This window comes from Limnohabitans sp. DCL3, assembly GCF_048019295.1.
Lineage (GTDB): Bacteria > Pseudomonadota > Gammaproteobacteria > Burkholderiales > Burkholderiaceae_C > Limnohabitans_A.
The window spans coordinates 1,381,382-1,397,211 of record NZ_CP171842.1; the positions used below are offsets into that span (position 1 = coordinate 1,381,382).

Consider the following 15,830-nt stretch of genomic DNA (forward strand, 5'->3'; position numbering starts at 1 on the left):
CATATGCCGCTAAAAAAACAAACGTTTAATGACGACGAGATAGACATATACGACGAAGCTGTTGTGTATAAACGCGGCGAGTATTGGCAAATGCGTATGTGGTTGGGTAAGGAAAAGAAATACGCACGTTTTAGCTTACACACACGCAACAGAGATACGGCAATAGATAAAGCAAAAAAGTATTATCACGAGCTAATGGCGCAGCAGTTAGCGGGTAAAACATATTTTTCTAAAACAACAAAGCAAGGTGTTGAAGAGTATTTGAAGCAACGTGCGTTAGACGTTGAAGCTGAGTATATTGTTAAAGGACGCTACGGCACGATTAAAACGCATTTGGAGCATTGGTTAGAGTTTATTGGGCGCGATACAAAGCTAAAAGAACTTGAACGCACAGATTGCGAAAACTATCTACATTCGCGCACTAAAACAAAAAAGAAAATCAACGTCAGTCAAACAACGGTAGCTAATGAACAAAGCTCTATCAACGCAATGATTGCTTGGTTGTATAAGCGCAATGAGACATACATTGACAGCTTTGACTTTAAGCCATTAAAGCGCATTGACAGAGGTGACGAAGCATTACGACGTAGCACGTTTGAAGACGAAGAAATAGTAAGAATAAAAACTGAGCTTGAAAAATACATTGCTGACGCAAAGAAAAACATAAAAGAAGAAGGTAACTTAGCAAAGGTAATAACGGGCTACTACTTACTCATATCTATTATTACTGGGCTGCGCAGAGGCGAGCAGTTACAGCTGAAATGGAGTGACATTAAATGGCTTGAAAAGAATGTAAAAGGACAAGCTGCTGAAGATACGTATAGCTTAGTCAAAATAACGGTGCGGGCAGAAACAACGAAGGTTAGAAAAACAAGACATTTTGTTGTTAAAGATTGGGAATATTTTGACGAGCTTTTTAAGTTGCTACAGCCGCGTTACGTCAAAGCAAACAAGGAAAATAAAAAAGCAAAAGCGTTTGGCGACACGTTGATTTTTAGCGCAAACGGAATGTCTATGCTAACGCCTCGTGCTATTGGCTATCACTTTGACAAAATGGTAGAGTTGGCTGAGGTGAAGGATACAGATACACGTGACTTAGTGCCATACAGCTTTAGGCATTACTTTATTACGGACAGAATAAACAGAGGCGCAACGCCTACACAAGTAGCAGAGACGTGCGGCACAAGCACGGCGCAGATTGAAAAAACTTACTACCATACAAGCGAAGCGAAAATGATTACCAATGCGCTGCCGCAGTTTGAATATAGAGACGTGGCATTCCCCCAAACCTGTAGACACTTTTCATAGCGCAGTTTGACGCTGGCGCTCGAACTCATGGGGGCTGAGTTGATCGAGATGCTTGTGGCGCCTGACTCGATTGTAGAAAACCTCGATGTAATCAAAGATCTCTGACTTTGCCTCAGCCCTGGTTTGGTAAATCCGCTTTTTGACCCGCTCGCTCTTCAAGCTGCTGAAGAACGATTCGGCCACCGCGTTATCCCAACAGTTTCCCCGGCGGCTCATGCTGGGGCTCAAACGGTTGTCTTTGCACCAGCGATTGAATTCGTCACTCCCAAATTGGCTGCCTTGGTCCGAATGGATGATCACCGAATCCTTGGGCTTTCTGCGCCAAACCGCCATCGTCAGTGCGTCCAGCACCAAGCTCGTGCGCATGTGTGACCCCATGCTCCAACCAACGACCGCACGCGAGTGCAAATCCAGCACGGCAGCCAAATACAACCAACCCTCATGCGTGCGGATATAGGTAATATCCGTTACCCAAGCTTGGTCTGGCTCATCATGCTGGAATTGACGCTCCAGTTGATTGGGTGCCACTTGCGCAGGCTTGCCCACCTTGTACCTGGGTCTCCTGTACCCCCGCACCGATTTGATCTTTGCTGAACGCATCAACCTGGCAACCCGGTTCTCGCTACACGCCACACCCGCTTCCTTGAGGTCACAGAAGATGCGGGGGCTGCCGTAGATTCCCATGCTTTGGTCGTAGAACTCACGAATCTGCGTGGTCAACTTTTCGTTGGCCTTGGCCCTTGGGGAGAGCGGCTCACGCAGCCAAGCGTAATAGCCACTGCGGTGTACCTTGAGAACACGGCACATGCTGGTCAGGCGAAACTCACTTTGGTGCGCCTGCATGAATGCGTACTTCACCCGGACTGCTTGGCAAAGTACGCTGCGGCCTTTTTTAGGATATCGCGCTCCTCTGTGGTCCGCCTGAGTTCCGCCTTGAGCTTGACCATCTCGGCTTGCAGCGTCTTAAGGTCACTTGACTGAGGTTGTTCTGACTTTTTGAACTTGTTGACCCAGCCGTAAAGAACACCCTCGGGAATTCCAAGCCGCTTGGCAACATCGACGACTGGGTGCCCTTTATCGATAACTTGCTTGACCGCCTCGGACTTGAACTCGGCGGCATATTTGGTTCGTTCCATTTGCATGGCTCCTCTTCAGTTTTGACATCATTATTTGTCTACTGATTCGGGGGAATGCCAACGGCTTGCTTATTCCAAAGTAGTAGTAACCATTTTAGCTATGCCTCTCGTTCGTGTTCCCATATTTTTTATTTACATACGTTTATTGGGTAAAACACGCTTCTTTTGCGCCAATAACGCATTTTGTGGAGGCAGTGGAAGCTGACGTTGTTGTGTAGGGTTGATTTGCGTAGCTACGTTAGGGGTTGGGTTGCTGACGTTTTGGTTGGGGGTGGCGGTTGCTGTAGGTAATGGTTTGGGTGGGTATGGCTGGGGGTTGGGTTTAACGTGTGCGGGGGTGGGTAGTTTTTGTACTGGCTGTTGGGGTGGGTTAGCAATAGGCTTATTGGGTGCTGCTAACTTAGGCGTAGGCTTTGGTAGTTTGGGTATGGGTGCTGGCGCAGAGATACTACGCTTACTAACACGTTTGCTACGCTTAGATTTTTTCTGTTGCTGTGCTGCGGCTTTTTGTTTGGCTTGTTCGCGTTGCTGTGTTTGTATCGCAGTCCAAACGCTATCATTTACCAGTTTCCATAATGCCAGTTGCGCTTCTGCGTCAGCTATTTCAAATATTCTCATACATTAGTCCGTAAGTTGCTAATGTATTTATTGAACAGAAAAAGTGACAACAGAAGCGTTTGACTTATGTGTGTTATTTGGCGAAACCAGAACGCAGTTGATTACTTGCTGCGTCAATCGCAGCGTCCAGTTCGCCAGCATTTACAGCTGCGCATATTGTTTCAAATGTTGCTACCAGTTCTTTAGCTGTAGCAACTTCAATCGCAGTCTTGCCTTTTGCCAACTCCAAAATACGTGCGCCATAACGCACATTGACGCAGAGCTTGCCGTTGTCAGCTGTAAATACCCAACTTTTTACACGCTTACTAACGGCAACTTGTTTGCGCATACCAGTTTCTGTGTCAGTTACGCTGCGCAGTTTAGTGGGCATATATGCTGTGCCAGTTTGTTCAGCCTTAGCCAGTTCAATCTGTTCGCGCAAACGCATAACGAGTTTATTGCGACGCTGAATAACAGCAGAGATTTGAGTGGGTTTTTTAGCAGCAGTTAGTTTTAAGTTTGCCAGTGTCATTTTTAATCCTTTTAGTGTGTCAGTTCTTTGCGCAAGCGGCATTTATGACGCAGCGCAGCACTAACAATAAGCTCGTAAAGCTTTGCTGAACAAGGCTTTTAGGCGTTATGAACAGAGAAGGTAAAAATATTTAACTTTTTCTGTTCAAACATAAATAAAGGTATGAACAATGAACAGCAAAACACTAACAAAAAGGCATACGTAGCAGCGCAAGCAGACTATTTGGACAAGCTGGCACAGCATTGTGACTACGCATTGACGCTACAAACAAACTTGCCTACATACGCTATTAGCAACGCAACAATGGAACAACGTTTAGACGCAACACGCAGCAGCTTAAATCAGTTTCGTTTGCGCTTAAATCGCTTGCTTACAGGCAATGGCTGGTTACGTAACGAGAAATATGTGCCAGTATTTGTTGCTGCGATTGAAGGCACGCAAAACACATATGACAAAAACAGAACGTTACACATACATATAGCATTAGGCAACTTGCCATTGGCTGCTACACACGATTTATTGGAAGATGGCATTAGGCAGCTATGGGCGGCAACAGCAGTAGGCACAACAGATATAAAGTTAGATAAGCTAACAAAAGGCACAGAACAACGTTGGAATGAATATATAGGCAAAGAAGCACACAAAGGCAACTTGGAAGTTATTGACTACAGCAATACACAAGCACCTAAACACATACTGGCAACGATTTAATCAACAACACATAAACATAGCTTGGCGTTTGACGCAGCGTTGGCGACAAGCAAAACGGATTGGACAACTTAAAACAATATTGCTGACACTGAATGAAGTGTTAGTTGTATTGGTATTGTCAAAAACATTCAAAAACACAGCACAGATTGAGAACAATGAAACAGAGTGAAAGCACTGAGTTAGACAAAGTATGTTTAATATACAAAGCAGCAAAACAATGGGGGTATAGGTAAAAAATCACCAGCACAAAACAAAATGGGTATGTGCTGAAAATAGCAGCGCAAAAAATACACACAGCAAACTGAAAATGGGCAACACGCTGGCACAGCTACAAACGCTGCGTTAGCGTGTTTTAGCTTCTACAAGCGTTTAACGTGCGTAGCTGAATAGCAGCACAGCAGCGACAGCAATAAAACAGCTTGTAGGGCTTGTAATGCGCAACTTGGCTGTGGCTTATTTGCTACGGAAATGTGCGCAGCGCAATGTTGCTACAGCTAAATATGTTTGAGCACAAAATACACAAAATGTGTTGAAACGCAAAATCTTCAACAAAATCAACGTGATTTGTGCTGGCAAAAAGAGGTAGGAAAAACTTTGAACAGAAAACACAATATATGTAGCAAAACAGCACCAAAGCGAAAGGGCTACAAAATGGCACAAGCAGCAACACTCACACAGCAACAGCTACAACGTGTTTTAGATTATTTGCGAACACGCAGACACTACAAGCGCAATAGAACGATTATTTTGCTGACACACTACGCAATGCTGCGTGTTGGCGAGGTGGCAGCACTGCGCTATTGCGACATATTAGAGGCGGACGGGCAGATTAAAACTGAAGCAACGCTAACGGCTGCGCAAACTAAAGGTAAGAAGGGGCGGAAGATTTGGTTTGCTGAAAAAGTAAGGGTTGAACTTGCTGCGTATGTAGCAGCACATAAACCAAAGCAACTCACACAGCCATTGTTTTATACGCAACGTAGCGACGGTTTTACAGCAAACACATTGACGCACATTGTGAATGGTATTTACAAAGGTGCTGGTATTAGTGGTGCTACGTCGCACAGCGGCAGACGAACTGGACTCACAAACTTGGCTGAACGTGGAGTTGGCGTAAGAACGCTAATGGCATTAGCTGGACACAGCAATATGGCGACTACGCAACGTTATATTGACTTGCGTCCAGCTATGCTTAAAGCGGCTATTGAGTTAATGTAGATTTTAATATTGCCTCTTGTAATCTCAAGCTTATTTGATTCATTCCCCAGTCTTTAGGATGCGCATCAACGCCTTTGTGTGCGTAATCTATTCTTTTGGTATCAGCATTGTTTTTATCTTTATATATGTCTCCTATATACACATACACACCTCCGTTTTCCTCACAACCTTTTTTAATGAAATAGTCTTTTAATCGTGATTCCCAAAAAGTGGATACGCAATAAACTTTATCGGAGTCATTTTTCAATGTTGCGATTAAATCGCTGTAGTTTTTTGGAAAAGAGCTTATTTGAACAATGGAATCAAAAGGGTGGCGCACGCTTAGAGTAACGTTTTCGCCAAGTTGAACTATGACTATTTTCGGCCGTTTTTTAATGACGTTTTGTAGCGAGGATATGTGGTTTTTGGCAACGCTTGGTTCCGATTCAAATGGATAGAAGTTTCTAATATAAGAATCTTCTTCATTTATTTTCAACGCCGCAAGGAGTTTGTGCGCATAGTCATTATTCTTATTGCTCGCAGCCATTCCATTATTCAACTCCCATCCAATATCATTTTTTGGTGGATGAAGCGTAAGACTATTCCCAATAAATGCTATTTCGACTTTGCTTGGAACTTCGGGCGCATCATATGTTTTGAATGTTGTTTCTTGTGAGCAACCACTGACAAGGGCTACTAAAGACAAACAAAGTAACCAACCTAATCGTTTAGATTGGCTCTTTTCTTGCTGTGTGTGTTTAATCATCGTTAGCCCAAATGTTTTTGCGTTCATAGCATTTTACTTGTGCGTCGCAGTGGCGCAAAGTGCTTTTGCGTTTTGCTGCGCAACGTGTAACTATAAGCGTGTAAAATCTAACAAACACAATAGGTTACGTCAGCATATGCTGTTACAAAAACGAACAAGAAAGTCACGCAAAACTTACACACAGTCGATTTGGCGCGCTGTAAGCCGCTTAAATGCTGGGTTTTCAAACTACGTAACTATTGAGTGGGAGTAGTTCTTTGACCTCAGCCTTTTCATGGCCAACCATGGATGGCTGAGCATCGGCTCCTTTCCGGTGACCTTGTGGTCCTGAACTGTCTGCAGATCGGTTCAATGGTCAAGCTTTTGGTCGATAACGGCATCATTGGCACGGTTGGGGACGGTGCTTTGACCCCCCCATGAAAACCCTTGGTTGTCTTGACATGGGATGAACCTTGTTGAAAAATGAAAGCGCTTTCAAAAATTGGAGCTTTCATGAAAAAAACTGCAGTGTTCTGTTTATCGGCCTTGTCGTTGAGTGTGGCAATGGCCCAAAAGACCACCATCACGGTGGCCGCTTTTCCAGCGGTGGACGACATTGTCAAAGCGTCGTTGCAAGCTTGGCAGGCTAAACATCCCCAGGTGGAAGTCAAGGTCGTGGGACGTGAATACGCTGACCACCACACGGCGATGACCACGGCACTGGCCACATCCACAGGCTTGCCGGACGTCATGACCATCGAATACGGGTATTTGGGGCGTTTTGCACAAAGCGGGGGTCTGGAGGACTTGGACAAGGCCCCTTACCAAGCAGGCCAGTATGCATCAAAGTGGGTGGCTTACGCTTTGGCCCAGGGCCGCTCCGCTCAGCAAGGACAAGTGGCTGTGCCCACGGACATCGGTCCGGGCGCCTTGTTCTACAGACACGACGTGTTGATGAAAGCCAAGCTCACTGAATCGGACCTGACGCAATCTTGGGAGGGCTTCATTCAAAGCGGCCAAAAAATCAAAAAAGACACGGGCGCCTATCTGGTGGCGCACGCCCGCGATGTCAAAGACATCGTGATCAGAACGGGCATCCCCACAGGGCATGGTGTTTATTTCGACGACCAAGGCAAGTCGGTGATTGACTCTGCGCCCCGCTTCAAACGTGGTTTTGAGTTGGCGCAAAAAATCAGGGTGCAAGGTCTGGACGCCAAAGTCAATGCCTGGTCCAACGAGTGGGGTGAATCGCTCAAACGTGGCACCGTCACCACCCAAATGATGGGCGCTTGGTTGGGTGGGCACCTGCAAAACTGGCTGGCGCCACAGACCAGCGGCTTGTGGCGCTCAACGGTTTTGCCAGAACGTATTGCCACCTCTTGGGGGGGGACTTTTTATGCCATCCCTATAAAGGCTGTTCACAAAGAACTCGCTTGGGATTTGATCCAGCATTTGACGTTGAACAGCAAGCAACAACAGATGGCGTTTGAGAAATTCAACGCTTTTCCGGCCTTGATCGAGGCGCATAACGGTGACTTTTTCAATCAGCCCGTGGCTTTTTTGGGCGGGCAAAAAGCCAGAGCCGAATGGAAGGCGAGCGCTGCCCAGATCAAACCCACCATGGTCTTCAAGAATGACAGCGTGGCCGAGGAAATCGTCAATGCGGAATTGGATTTGGTTCTGACCAAAAACAAACCCATTGACCAAGCACTCAAGGATGCCCAACGGTTGGTGCAAAGACGAGCGAGTCGATGATGCGACCCATGCTGACACCAGCGATGGCACCTTATGTGCTGATCAGTCCATTTCTGTTGTTATTTTTGGTATTTGGTCTTTTTCCCATTGTGTTTTCATTTGTATTGATGTTTCACATGTGGGATCCCGTGCAGGGGTTGAGCTCCATGAAATTCGTGGGGCTTGAGAACTTGAGCTTTGCCATCGAGGACCCCTTGGTTTGGACATCCCTCGGCAACACGCTTTGGATGGCCTTGGCCTCGGGCGTGCCGCAACACATGGTGGCCATTCCGCTGGCTTACTTGATCAACGAAAAACTGGGCCGTTGGCGCAATGCGGCCATGGGGGCTTATTTCCTGCCCTACATCACATCCACCGTCGCCATCGCCATCATGTTCAGCACCTTGTTTTCTACCGATTACGGGATGGTGAATGCTGCTTTGGCTGAAATGGCGAAATGGCCATGGTTGACGGCGGTCATGCCTGCAGAAAACATCGACTGGCTGGGCAGTCCGCAAGCGATCAAGCCCGTGGTTTCGGCTGTGGTGTTCTGGCGTTACTTGGGGTTCAACGTGATCTTGTACGTGGCCGCCATGCAAGCCATTCCCCGCGACTTGTACGAAGCGGCCCGAATGGACGGCGCCAAAAATTGGCAGCAATTTTTTTACATCACCTTGCCGCAGCTCAAGCCCATTATGTTTTTTGGCGTGACCTTGACGGTCATTGGGGGCTTGCAACTTTTTGAGGAGCCCTTTATTTTGACCGGTGGTAAAGGCGGGCCTGAGTACGCGGGTATGACCACGGCCATGTACATGTACCGCACGGCTTTTGATTTCAACGACTTCGGCCTGGCCAGCGCCATTTCATGGATGCTGTTTGTGATCATTCTGGCCATGACGGTGGTGACCAACAAAGCCTTCAAATCCAAAGAGGGGCAAACATGAGCCAGGCCATGTCTGAAACCCAATCGACACTGGGCTTCGTCGGCTGGTTTTTCATCATCTGCGGGGCCTTGCTGATGCTGGGACCGTTTTATTTCATGTTTGTATTTGCCACGCAGTCACGGGCAGAGATCTTCAGTGTGCCGCCGCCGCTGTTTTTCGGCGACCACTTTTTTGACAACATGAAAATCCTGATGGGGAAGATACCCTTCTGGAGAAGTCTGGGTTGGTCGCTGTACGTGGGATTGATGAGCACCGCGTTGACTTTGTTGTTTTGCTCGATGGCCGGTTTTGCTTTTGCAGTTTATGAGTTCCGCTTTAAGAAGTGGTTGTTTGGTTTGGTCATGGGCACGATGTTGGTGCCCTCGTTTTTGGGCATGATCCCGACGTTTTTGATCATGGATGCGCTCAATTGGATCGATCAACCCAGGGCCTTGTACCTGCCGGGAGCGGCACCGGCCATGGGTATCTTTTTGATGCGCCAGTACATTGCTTCGGCCATACCGAAAGAGTTGATTGAAGCGGCCCGCATGGACAACTGCGGTGAATTTCGAATTTACTGGAGTGTGGTGGTGCCCTTGTTGGGGCCTGCATTTGGCACGCTCGGCTTGATCGCCTTCATTGCTTCATGGAACAACTTCATCGGTCCTCTGGTGGTCCTGCGTTCACCCGAGATGTACACCTTTCCATTGGCCCTGCGCAGTGTGCAAAGCCCGGTGGATACCGAATGGGGCGCTTTGATGGCGGGCTCGGCCATCGCTGTGATTCCCTTGTTGATCATTTTCGTTTTTTCTTCGCGCCGATTGATCGAGGGCCTGACTTCAGGCGCCGTCCGCGGCTAACTTCTGTACAACGACCATGAGCACTCACAACCTGTCTCGAGATCACTTTCCCAATGACTTCAAGTGGGGTGTTGCCACATCGTCATTTCAAATTGAAGGCGCCCATGACAGCGACGGCAAGGGGCCATCTATTTGGGATACTTTTTGCGACATTGACGGCAAGATTGCCGACGCCAGCAATGGACATGTGGCCTGCGAGCACTATCGCAGGTGGCCACAAGACGTTGAACTGATCCACGGGTTGGGGGTCAATGCCTACCGTTTTTCCATCTCTTGGCCACGTGTTCAGCCCGATGGGCAAGGCCCATGGAATGAGGCGGGTTTTGCGTTTTACGACCAGTTGATTGCAGCGCTTGAGCAGCGCGGCATCGAAGTGCATTTGACACTCAACCATTGGGATTTGCCGCAAGCCTTGCAAGACTTGGGCGGCTGGGCCAACCGAGATCTGTGTGGCCATTTCACGCGTTATGCCACCGAGGTGGCCAGGCGGTTTGGGCACCGCTTGCAAAGCATCTGCACCCACAACGAGCCTTGGGTCATCGCCATTTTGGGCTATGAGCAGGGCATTTTTGCCCCGGGTATTCAATCGCGATCACAGGCCATGCAAGCGGTTCACCATTTGCTGTTGAGTCATGGCATGGCCTTGCAAGCCATGCGTGGCTTGGGGGTGAAGGCCGCCATGGGCATTGTGTTGAACCTATCGCCCATTTACCCCGCCAGTGATGACCCCAAAGACCTGGCCAAAGCCCACCTGGACGATGGCCTCATTTTGCGCTGGTACATGGATGCGCTCTACAAAGGCAGCTATCCGCAAGATGTCATTGACCACCTGGGAGAGGATGCCCCGCATGTGATGCCCGGTGACCTGAACACGATTGCCCAAGTCAACGATTTTTTGGGCGTCAATTACTACACCCGCAATTTTTCATCCAGTGGCAATCCTTGGGACGTGGCCAGCACCGGCAACGAAGTCACCGACATGGGCTGGGAGGTGTATCCCCAAGGCTTGACCGAATTGCTTTGTCGTTTGCATGCCGATTACCAGCCCCAGCGACTGTGGGTGACCGAAAACGGCGCAGCCTTCAAAGACCAGTGGGTCGATGGCGTGGTGGCCGATCCCCAGCGCTTGGCCTACATCCGAGACCACATCGCGGCCACCCATGCGGCGCTCAAGCAGGGGGTGCCTGTAGGCGCGTACTTTGCTTGGAGCCTGATGGACAACTTTGAGTGGGCCAGTGGCTACGCCAAACGCTTCGGACTGGTTCATGTTGATTTTGAAACCCAGAAACGGACCCTCAAACAAAGCGCGTTGTGGTACCGAAACTTTTTAAGTGGGCAATAACGTGGCAGCGATCGAACTGAAAGGCGTCACCAAGCACTTTGGTGAGACCGTGGTCATTCCTGGCTTGGATCTGCAGGTCCATGATGGCGAATTCATGGTTTTTGTCGGCCCCTCTGGCTGCGGTAAATCCACCATGCTGCGCATGGTGGCCGGTCTGGAGTCCATGACAGATGGACGCATCCACATTGGTGGGGAGGACGTCAGCACCAAGGGGCCGTCAGAGCGCGGGGCGGCCATGGTGTTTCAAAGTTATGCGCTGTATCCGCACATGACGGTGGAAGAAAACATGGGCTTTGGTTTGCGCATGTCAGGCACCTCCAAATCGGATACCGCCAAACTGGTGCTTGAAACAGCGGAGCGCTTGCAACTGAGCCCATTGCTCAAGCGCTACCCCAAGCAATTGTCGGGTGGGCAACGCCAACGTGTGGCCATTGGCCGCGCCATTGTGCGCAGGCCCCAAGTGTTCTTGTTCGATGAGCCCTTGTCCAACCTCGACGCCTCATTGCGGGTGCAAATGCGCATCGAACTGGCCAAGCTGCACGCAGACCTGAAAACCACCATGATCTACGTCACCCACGACCAGACCGAAGCCATGACACTGGGTGACCGGATTGCCGTGTTCAACCAAGGGCGCATCGAGCAAGTGGGGGCACCCATGGACTTGTACGAGTCGCCCGCCAATACCTTTGTCGCTCAATTTTTGGGATCGCCGAAGATCAATTTGTTGAATTTCGCCGTGGATGCGTTCCACCAGCACGTTCTTTTCGATTCGAAAAGCAGCATGGCGTTTGATGCGTTGGGCTTGTCATTGGCTGTAGCGCAACAAGGTGTTCAATTGGGTGTGCGTCCTGAAGCCATTCAGTTGTGTTCATCAGAAATCAGCGCCTTGCAAGGTGTTGTTGAATTCATCGAGCAACTGGGCGACGCGACCCTTGTTCATGTCCGTTTACCTTGGCGTGAGGACTTGATAACCGCCAAGCTCAGCCAGCGACAAGTGGAATTTCGCATGGGTGATCGTGTGGGGTTGCAATTGGATGCTTCTCAAATCTTGGTTTTTGATCAGCATGGCAAGCGGGTGAAGCTTGCATGAGTTTGGTCTTGCCAAAATGTGCCGCAATTGGCAGCTTATGCTTTGCATTGACGGGTTGTGGTGGCGGTGGGCCGGCCACAGCAACGACGACAGGTGCGATTCATCTCAGCGAGAACTCGGGGGATTTGTCTGGCTGGACTCTGGTGTGGAACGATGAGTTTGATCAAATGGGTCTACCCGACAGCACCAAATGGGTGTTTGACACCCATCGCAACAAAGAGGGTTGGTACAACGGCGAGTTGCAGTACTACAGCCAAAATCGCTTGGAAAATGCGCAAGTCATCGATGGAAAATTGGTGATCACGGCTCGCCATGAGCAGTTGACTGCAGCCCCGGACTATGGGGGACAAAATTACACATCGGCTCGTCTGATCACGCAGGGTAAGGCCAGTTGGACGTATGGGCGATTTGAAATTCGCGCCAAATTGCCCTGCACACTTGGAATGTGGCCTGCCATTTGGATGCTGGGTTCTGGGGGCGCTTGGCCTCTTGACGGCGAAATCGACATCATGGAGCAGAAAGGTCAGATGGCAGAGGACAAGCGCCAGATTCTGGGAACTGTTCACACATGGGCGAACCATGCTGGAAATAGTTTGGGCGCATACCGATCACTGCCCACCGCCTGCATGGATTTCAACACCTACCAGATGACCTGGGATGCCAACAAAGTCGTGATCGGTGTAAACGGGGTTGACTATTTCACGTACAAAAACCCAGGCGATGGGGATCGGTCGAAATGGCCATTTGACAGGCCTCACTACTTGCTGCTCAACCTAGCGGTGGGTGGCCTGTTGGGTGGTGTCGTGGATGACAACAATTTGCCTGCGATCATGGAAGTGGATTACGTGAGAGTGTTCCAAAAACTACAAAGGTGATCCGGTTTGCGCCTTCTGATTTCGTCCAATGGCTTTGGCAACACAAGACTCACAGGACGCCTTCAAAGTGATCTTGTCATGCGTCAAAGCAGCGCCATTGATTGAAAGGTGAACTTCACGTTGTTCGGGGCTGATTGTTGCGTATTTTAAAAAAAGTAAGCGTCAACAGACCCAGACCTCTGGTGCTGTGATTGGGTGCAAACACCTAGAAAAAAAAGTAGAAGACAGAAGAAAATGAAAGCGCTTTCAGGATGCTTATGTTGGCCAGCAACATGTGCCGAAAAAACCCCATTTGGGCCAACCAAAAATCCAAAGCCAATCAAGGGGGCCTGGATTGTCATGCGGTGACTGCGTGACTGACCGGTGGTTTCAATGGGGCGACGCAGGCATTCCGATTGCTTGGAATCATGCGTTGGGTCGAAGTCAAGATGGATTCAGTTGGATTGAGTGAACAACCCGTCAAGGAAAAAAAATGGACATCAAAAAATGGCTAGGTATCGTTCTTGCGTCTGCAGGTGTTGCGTTTGCGGCGAATGCCCAGGTCAAGATAAATCCGGTAGGAGCAGGGGGCGTTCGCGAAGAGATCAGCGCTGGCGATCGCCCCACACCGAAAGCGGAATTTCGCACAGCCGAAATGGCCAAGCGCGCCGTGCCAACAAACCAATGGTATTCCTCCGTAGTTTTCATGCGTTGGTCTGAGGTGATCCATGCTGTGCCCTTGACCTTCAAGGCCACGCCGAACGGCCTGGAGATTGGATTGCCGGAGAAAAAAATAGTCCCTACAGAGAGAAAAGACGTGGAGGTTCACTACCCACACACAGCTGATTTGATCTTGCGACCCAATGGCTTTAAACCAGAAGCTGCACTTCTTGCAGGCTATGGGGACTGGTCATTTGATATGGACATGGCCGCAGGTGCGGATGCGCTCAGGACCACCATCCTGCACGGGAGTCCGTGGGTATATGCACAACTCACCCGAGGTGGAATGGTGCTTCAATTGGACAAAGACACACAGGCTGAACCATGGACTGTTCGCGAAAATGTTTTGCGAATTAGCAAAGGGAAAAAGTTTTTTGCTGCTTTTGCACCCCACGGTGTGAGGTGGGAAAAAACGGATGCTGGCTGGGGTGTGAATGATTTTGGCAATGCCATCAAACAAGTCGCCATCGCGTCAATGCCGAACGGTGAAACGGACACCTTGCAAAACTATGAACGCAGTGCCTACTTGAGAGTCACCGATACACGAGCAGACTTTGCCATTGACAGAAAATCCGGCACGATGGATACCACTTTCAAGGTAACTGCCACGCCACTGCCAGGCCATGAAGGCACGCCCATGCTGGGTCTGTACCCACACCATTACATTGAAAATCCCGTTCTCAAAGAGAACGTTGTGGCAACAGTGGACAGTATCCGTGGCCCCATCCGCATGGTGCAAAGCAAGCAGTTTCAAACGCGATACAAGGTCAACGGTTTTGTTCCGTATTGGCCTGGTTTGCCAGAAGGGGAGGCCAAAGGGGAGTTGCGCTCCTTCATCAAGAAAGATGCCAGTCGAGCACAGCGCATGATGCTTGAAATTGGCCAGGGGCCTTATTGGCAGGGCAAAGGTTTGCAGCGCATTTCCAATGTGATGCGCATCGCCGAACAAGAGGGCATGAAAGATGTCAGCAACGATTTGCTGGCCAAACTGAAGGCGCGCGCAGAGCAGTGGTTCAGTGGGCAAAACAAACGCACTTATTTTCACCACGACAAAGATTTCGGCACCATCACCAGCTACCCGGAAGAATACGACGCGGTCAAAGACATGAATGACCACCATTTCCACTATGGCTACTGGATCAGGGCGGCGGCTGAAATTGGCATGCTCGATCCCCAATGGATCCTGCCGTCGCAGTGGGGCGGCATGGTCAATTTGTTGGTCAAAGACATTGCCACTTTTGAGCGTGGACGATCGGATTTTCCGTATCTTCGAAATTTTGACCCTTATGAAGGGCACGCGTGGGCCTCAGGTGTGGCCACCTCACCCGACGGCAATAACCAAGAGTCATCTTCGGAAGCCGTCAATGCGTGGGCCGCACTGATGCTGTGGGGCACGCTTACCAACAATCAAGCCTTGGTTGATGTTGGAACTTACCTGTACACCACCGAAATTCAGGCCATCAACCACTACTGGTTTGATATTCACGGCGTGACTTTGCCCAAGGAATACCTGAACGTGGAGGTGAGCATGGTGTTTGGGGGCAAGCTGGCCCACAACACGTGGTGGATTGACGAGCCGCGCCAAATTCACGGGATCAATCTTTTGCCCTTCACCACGGCGTCCACCTACTTGGCCACCAGTCCCGCATTTGTCAAACGGAATTTGGAGGCGTTGGACAAGGAAATCAAGATCTACGAAAGCCGGGGTAAGCGTGCCAAGCCAGACGACATCTGGCAAGACCTGTTTGCCAAATACTTGGCATTGGTGGATGCGAAAGCTGGAATGGCACGTTGGGACCGCTGGGGCTCGTATGAGCTGGGTGATACACGAACCCACACCTACCACTGGCTGCAAAGCATGACCAGCATGGGCGTGCCGGATTTGTCGGTGACTGCAGACACCCCTTATTTTGCGGTGTTTAAACAACCCACAGGGCAGCGCAGTTATCTGGTTTACAACGCGAGCGACAAGCCAATGGATGTCGCCTTCAGTGATGGCAAGTGGGTGCGCGCTGCCCCCAAAGGCTTATCGGTTCAATAAATCTCACAAACTAGGGAAAGCCCGGATTGAATCAATCTGG

At 49.6% G+C, this 15,830-nt stretch carries 14 protein-coding genes; 10 read left to right on the top strand and 4 right to left on the bottom strand.

The window, feature by feature from the left end; genetic code table 11:
* Positions 1-3: 3 nt before the first annotated feature.
* A complete protein-coding gene (locus tag ACHEXK_RS06225) occupies positions 4-1,308 on the top strand; it encodes a tyrosine-type recombinase/integrase (RefSeq protein ID WP_416548507.1) in 1,305 nt (434 codons plus the stop codon).
* On the opposite strand, the gene ACHEXK_RS06230 is transcribed toward ACHEXK_RS06225, so the two are convergent.
* The 3 genes from ACHEXK_RS06230 to ACHEXK_RS06240 all read right to left on the bottom strand — a co-directional run bounded on the left by ACHEXK_RS06230 (position 1,303) and on the right by ACHEXK_RS06240 (position 3,573).
* A protein-coding gene (locus ACHEXK_RS06230) for an IS3 family transposase (RefSeq protein WP_416545314.1) occupies positions 1,303-2,444 on the bottom strand; the annotation gives its coding sequence in 2 pieces (ribosomal slippage) (positions 1,303-2,198 and positions 2,198-2,444; 1,143 coding nt in all). The two genes, ACHEXK_RS06225 and ACHEXK_RS06230, sit on opposite strands and share 6 nt — an antisense overlap.
* 132 nt (positions 2,445-2,576) lie before the next feature.
* A complete protein-coding gene (locus ACHEXK_RS06235; RefSeq protein ID WP_416548508.1) occupies positions 2,577-3,062 on the bottom strand; it encodes a hypothetical protein in 486 nt (161 codons plus the stop codon).
* A 73-nt stretch (positions 3,063-3,135) separates the two neighbouring features.
* Positions 3,136-3,573: a DUF6641 family protein gene (locus ACHEXK_RS06240; RefSeq protein WP_416548509.1), complete on the bottom strand. Its 438-nt coding sequence runs from the start codon at positions 3,571-3,573 to the stop codon at positions 3,136-3,138.
* Between the two features lie 162 nt (positions 3,574-3,735).
* Here ACHEXK_RS06240 and ACHEXK_RS06245 point away from each other — a divergent pair, with 162 nt between their 5' ends.
* Both ACHEXK_RS06245 and ACHEXK_RS06250 read left to right on the top strand, forming a co-directional pair.
* The gene (locus ACHEXK_RS06245; protein WP_416548510.1) at positions 3,736-4,284 is read left to right on the top strand and encodes a hypothetical protein; all 549 of its coding nucleotides are present in this window, start codon (positions 3,736-3,738) and stop codon (positions 4,282-4,284) included.
* A 504-nt stretch (positions 4,285-4,788) separates the two neighbouring features.
* Positions 4,789-5,502, top strand: coding sequence for a tyrosine-type recombinase/integrase (locus ACHEXK_RS06250; RefSeq protein ID WP_416548511.1), 714 nt, complete (start codon positions 4,789-4,791; stop codon positions 5,500-5,502).
* On the opposite strand, the gene ACHEXK_RS06255 is transcribed toward ACHEXK_RS06250, so the two are convergent.
* Entirely contained in the window at positions 5,486-6,274 is a 789-nt protein-coding gene (locus ACHEXK_RS06255) for a hypothetical protein (RefSeq protein WP_416548512.1), read from the bottom strand. The genes ACHEXK_RS06250 and ACHEXK_RS06255 overlap by 17 nt on opposite strands.
* Positions 6,275-6,739: 465 nt before the next feature.
* On the opposite strand from ACHEXK_RS06255, the gene ACHEXK_RS06260 reads away from it, so the two are divergent.
* The 7 genes from ACHEXK_RS06260 to ACHEXK_RS06290 all read left to right on the top strand — a co-directional run bounded on the left by ACHEXK_RS06260 (position 6,740) and on the right by ACHEXK_RS06290 (position 15,790).
* Positions 6,740-7,981, top strand: a complete 1,242-nt coding sequence (locus tag ACHEXK_RS06260; RefSeq protein ID WP_416548513.1) for an ABC transporter substrate-binding protein — start codon at positions 6,740-6,742, stop codon at positions 7,979-7,981.
* 146 nt (positions 7,982-8,127) lie between these two features.
* The gene (locus tag ACHEXK_RS06265; RefSeq protein WP_416548514.1) at positions 8,128-8,904 is read left to right on the top strand and encodes a carbohydrate ABC transporter permease; all 777 of its coding nucleotides are present in this window, start codon (positions 8,128-8,130) and stop codon (positions 8,902-8,904) included.
* Between the two features lie 8 nt (positions 8,905-8,912).
* The gene (locus tag ACHEXK_RS06270; protein ID WP_416548515.1) at positions 8,913-9,743 is read left to right on the top strand and encodes a carbohydrate ABC transporter permease; all 831 of its coding nucleotides are present in this window, start codon (positions 8,913-8,915) and stop codon (positions 9,741-9,743) included.
* Between the two features lie 16 nt (positions 9,744-9,759).
* The gene (locus ACHEXK_RS06275) at positions 9,760-11,085 is read left to right on the top strand and encodes a GH1 family beta-glucosidase (RefSeq protein ID WP_416548516.1); all 1,326 of its coding nucleotides are present in this window, start codon (positions 9,760-9,762) and stop codon (positions 11,083-11,085) included.
* Position 11,086: 1 nt separating this feature from the next.
* The gene (locus ACHEXK_RS06280) at positions 11,087-12,175 is read left to right on the top strand and encodes an ABC transporter ATP-binding protein (RefSeq protein ID WP_416548517.1); all 1,089 of its coding nucleotides are present in this window, start codon (positions 11,087-11,089) and stop codon (positions 12,173-12,175) included.
* Positions 12,172-13,050 carry a family 16 glycosylhydrolase gene (locus tag ACHEXK_RS06285; protein WP_416548518.1) on the top strand — a complete coding sequence of 293 codons (879 nt, stop codon included), beginning with the start codon at positions 12,172-12,174 and terminating at the stop codon, positions 13,048-13,050. The genes ACHEXK_RS06280 and ACHEXK_RS06285 overlap by 4 nt, the downstream gene beginning before the upstream one ends.
* Positions 13,051-14,329: 1,279 nt before the next feature.
* The gene (locus ACHEXK_RS06290; RefSeq protein WP_416548519.1) at positions 14,330-15,790 is read left to right on the top strand and encodes a glycosyl hydrolase; all 1,461 of its coding nucleotides are present in this window, start codon (positions 14,330-14,332) and stop codon (positions 15,788-15,790) included.
* The last annotated feature ends 40 nt before the right edge of the window (positions 15,791-15,830 follow it).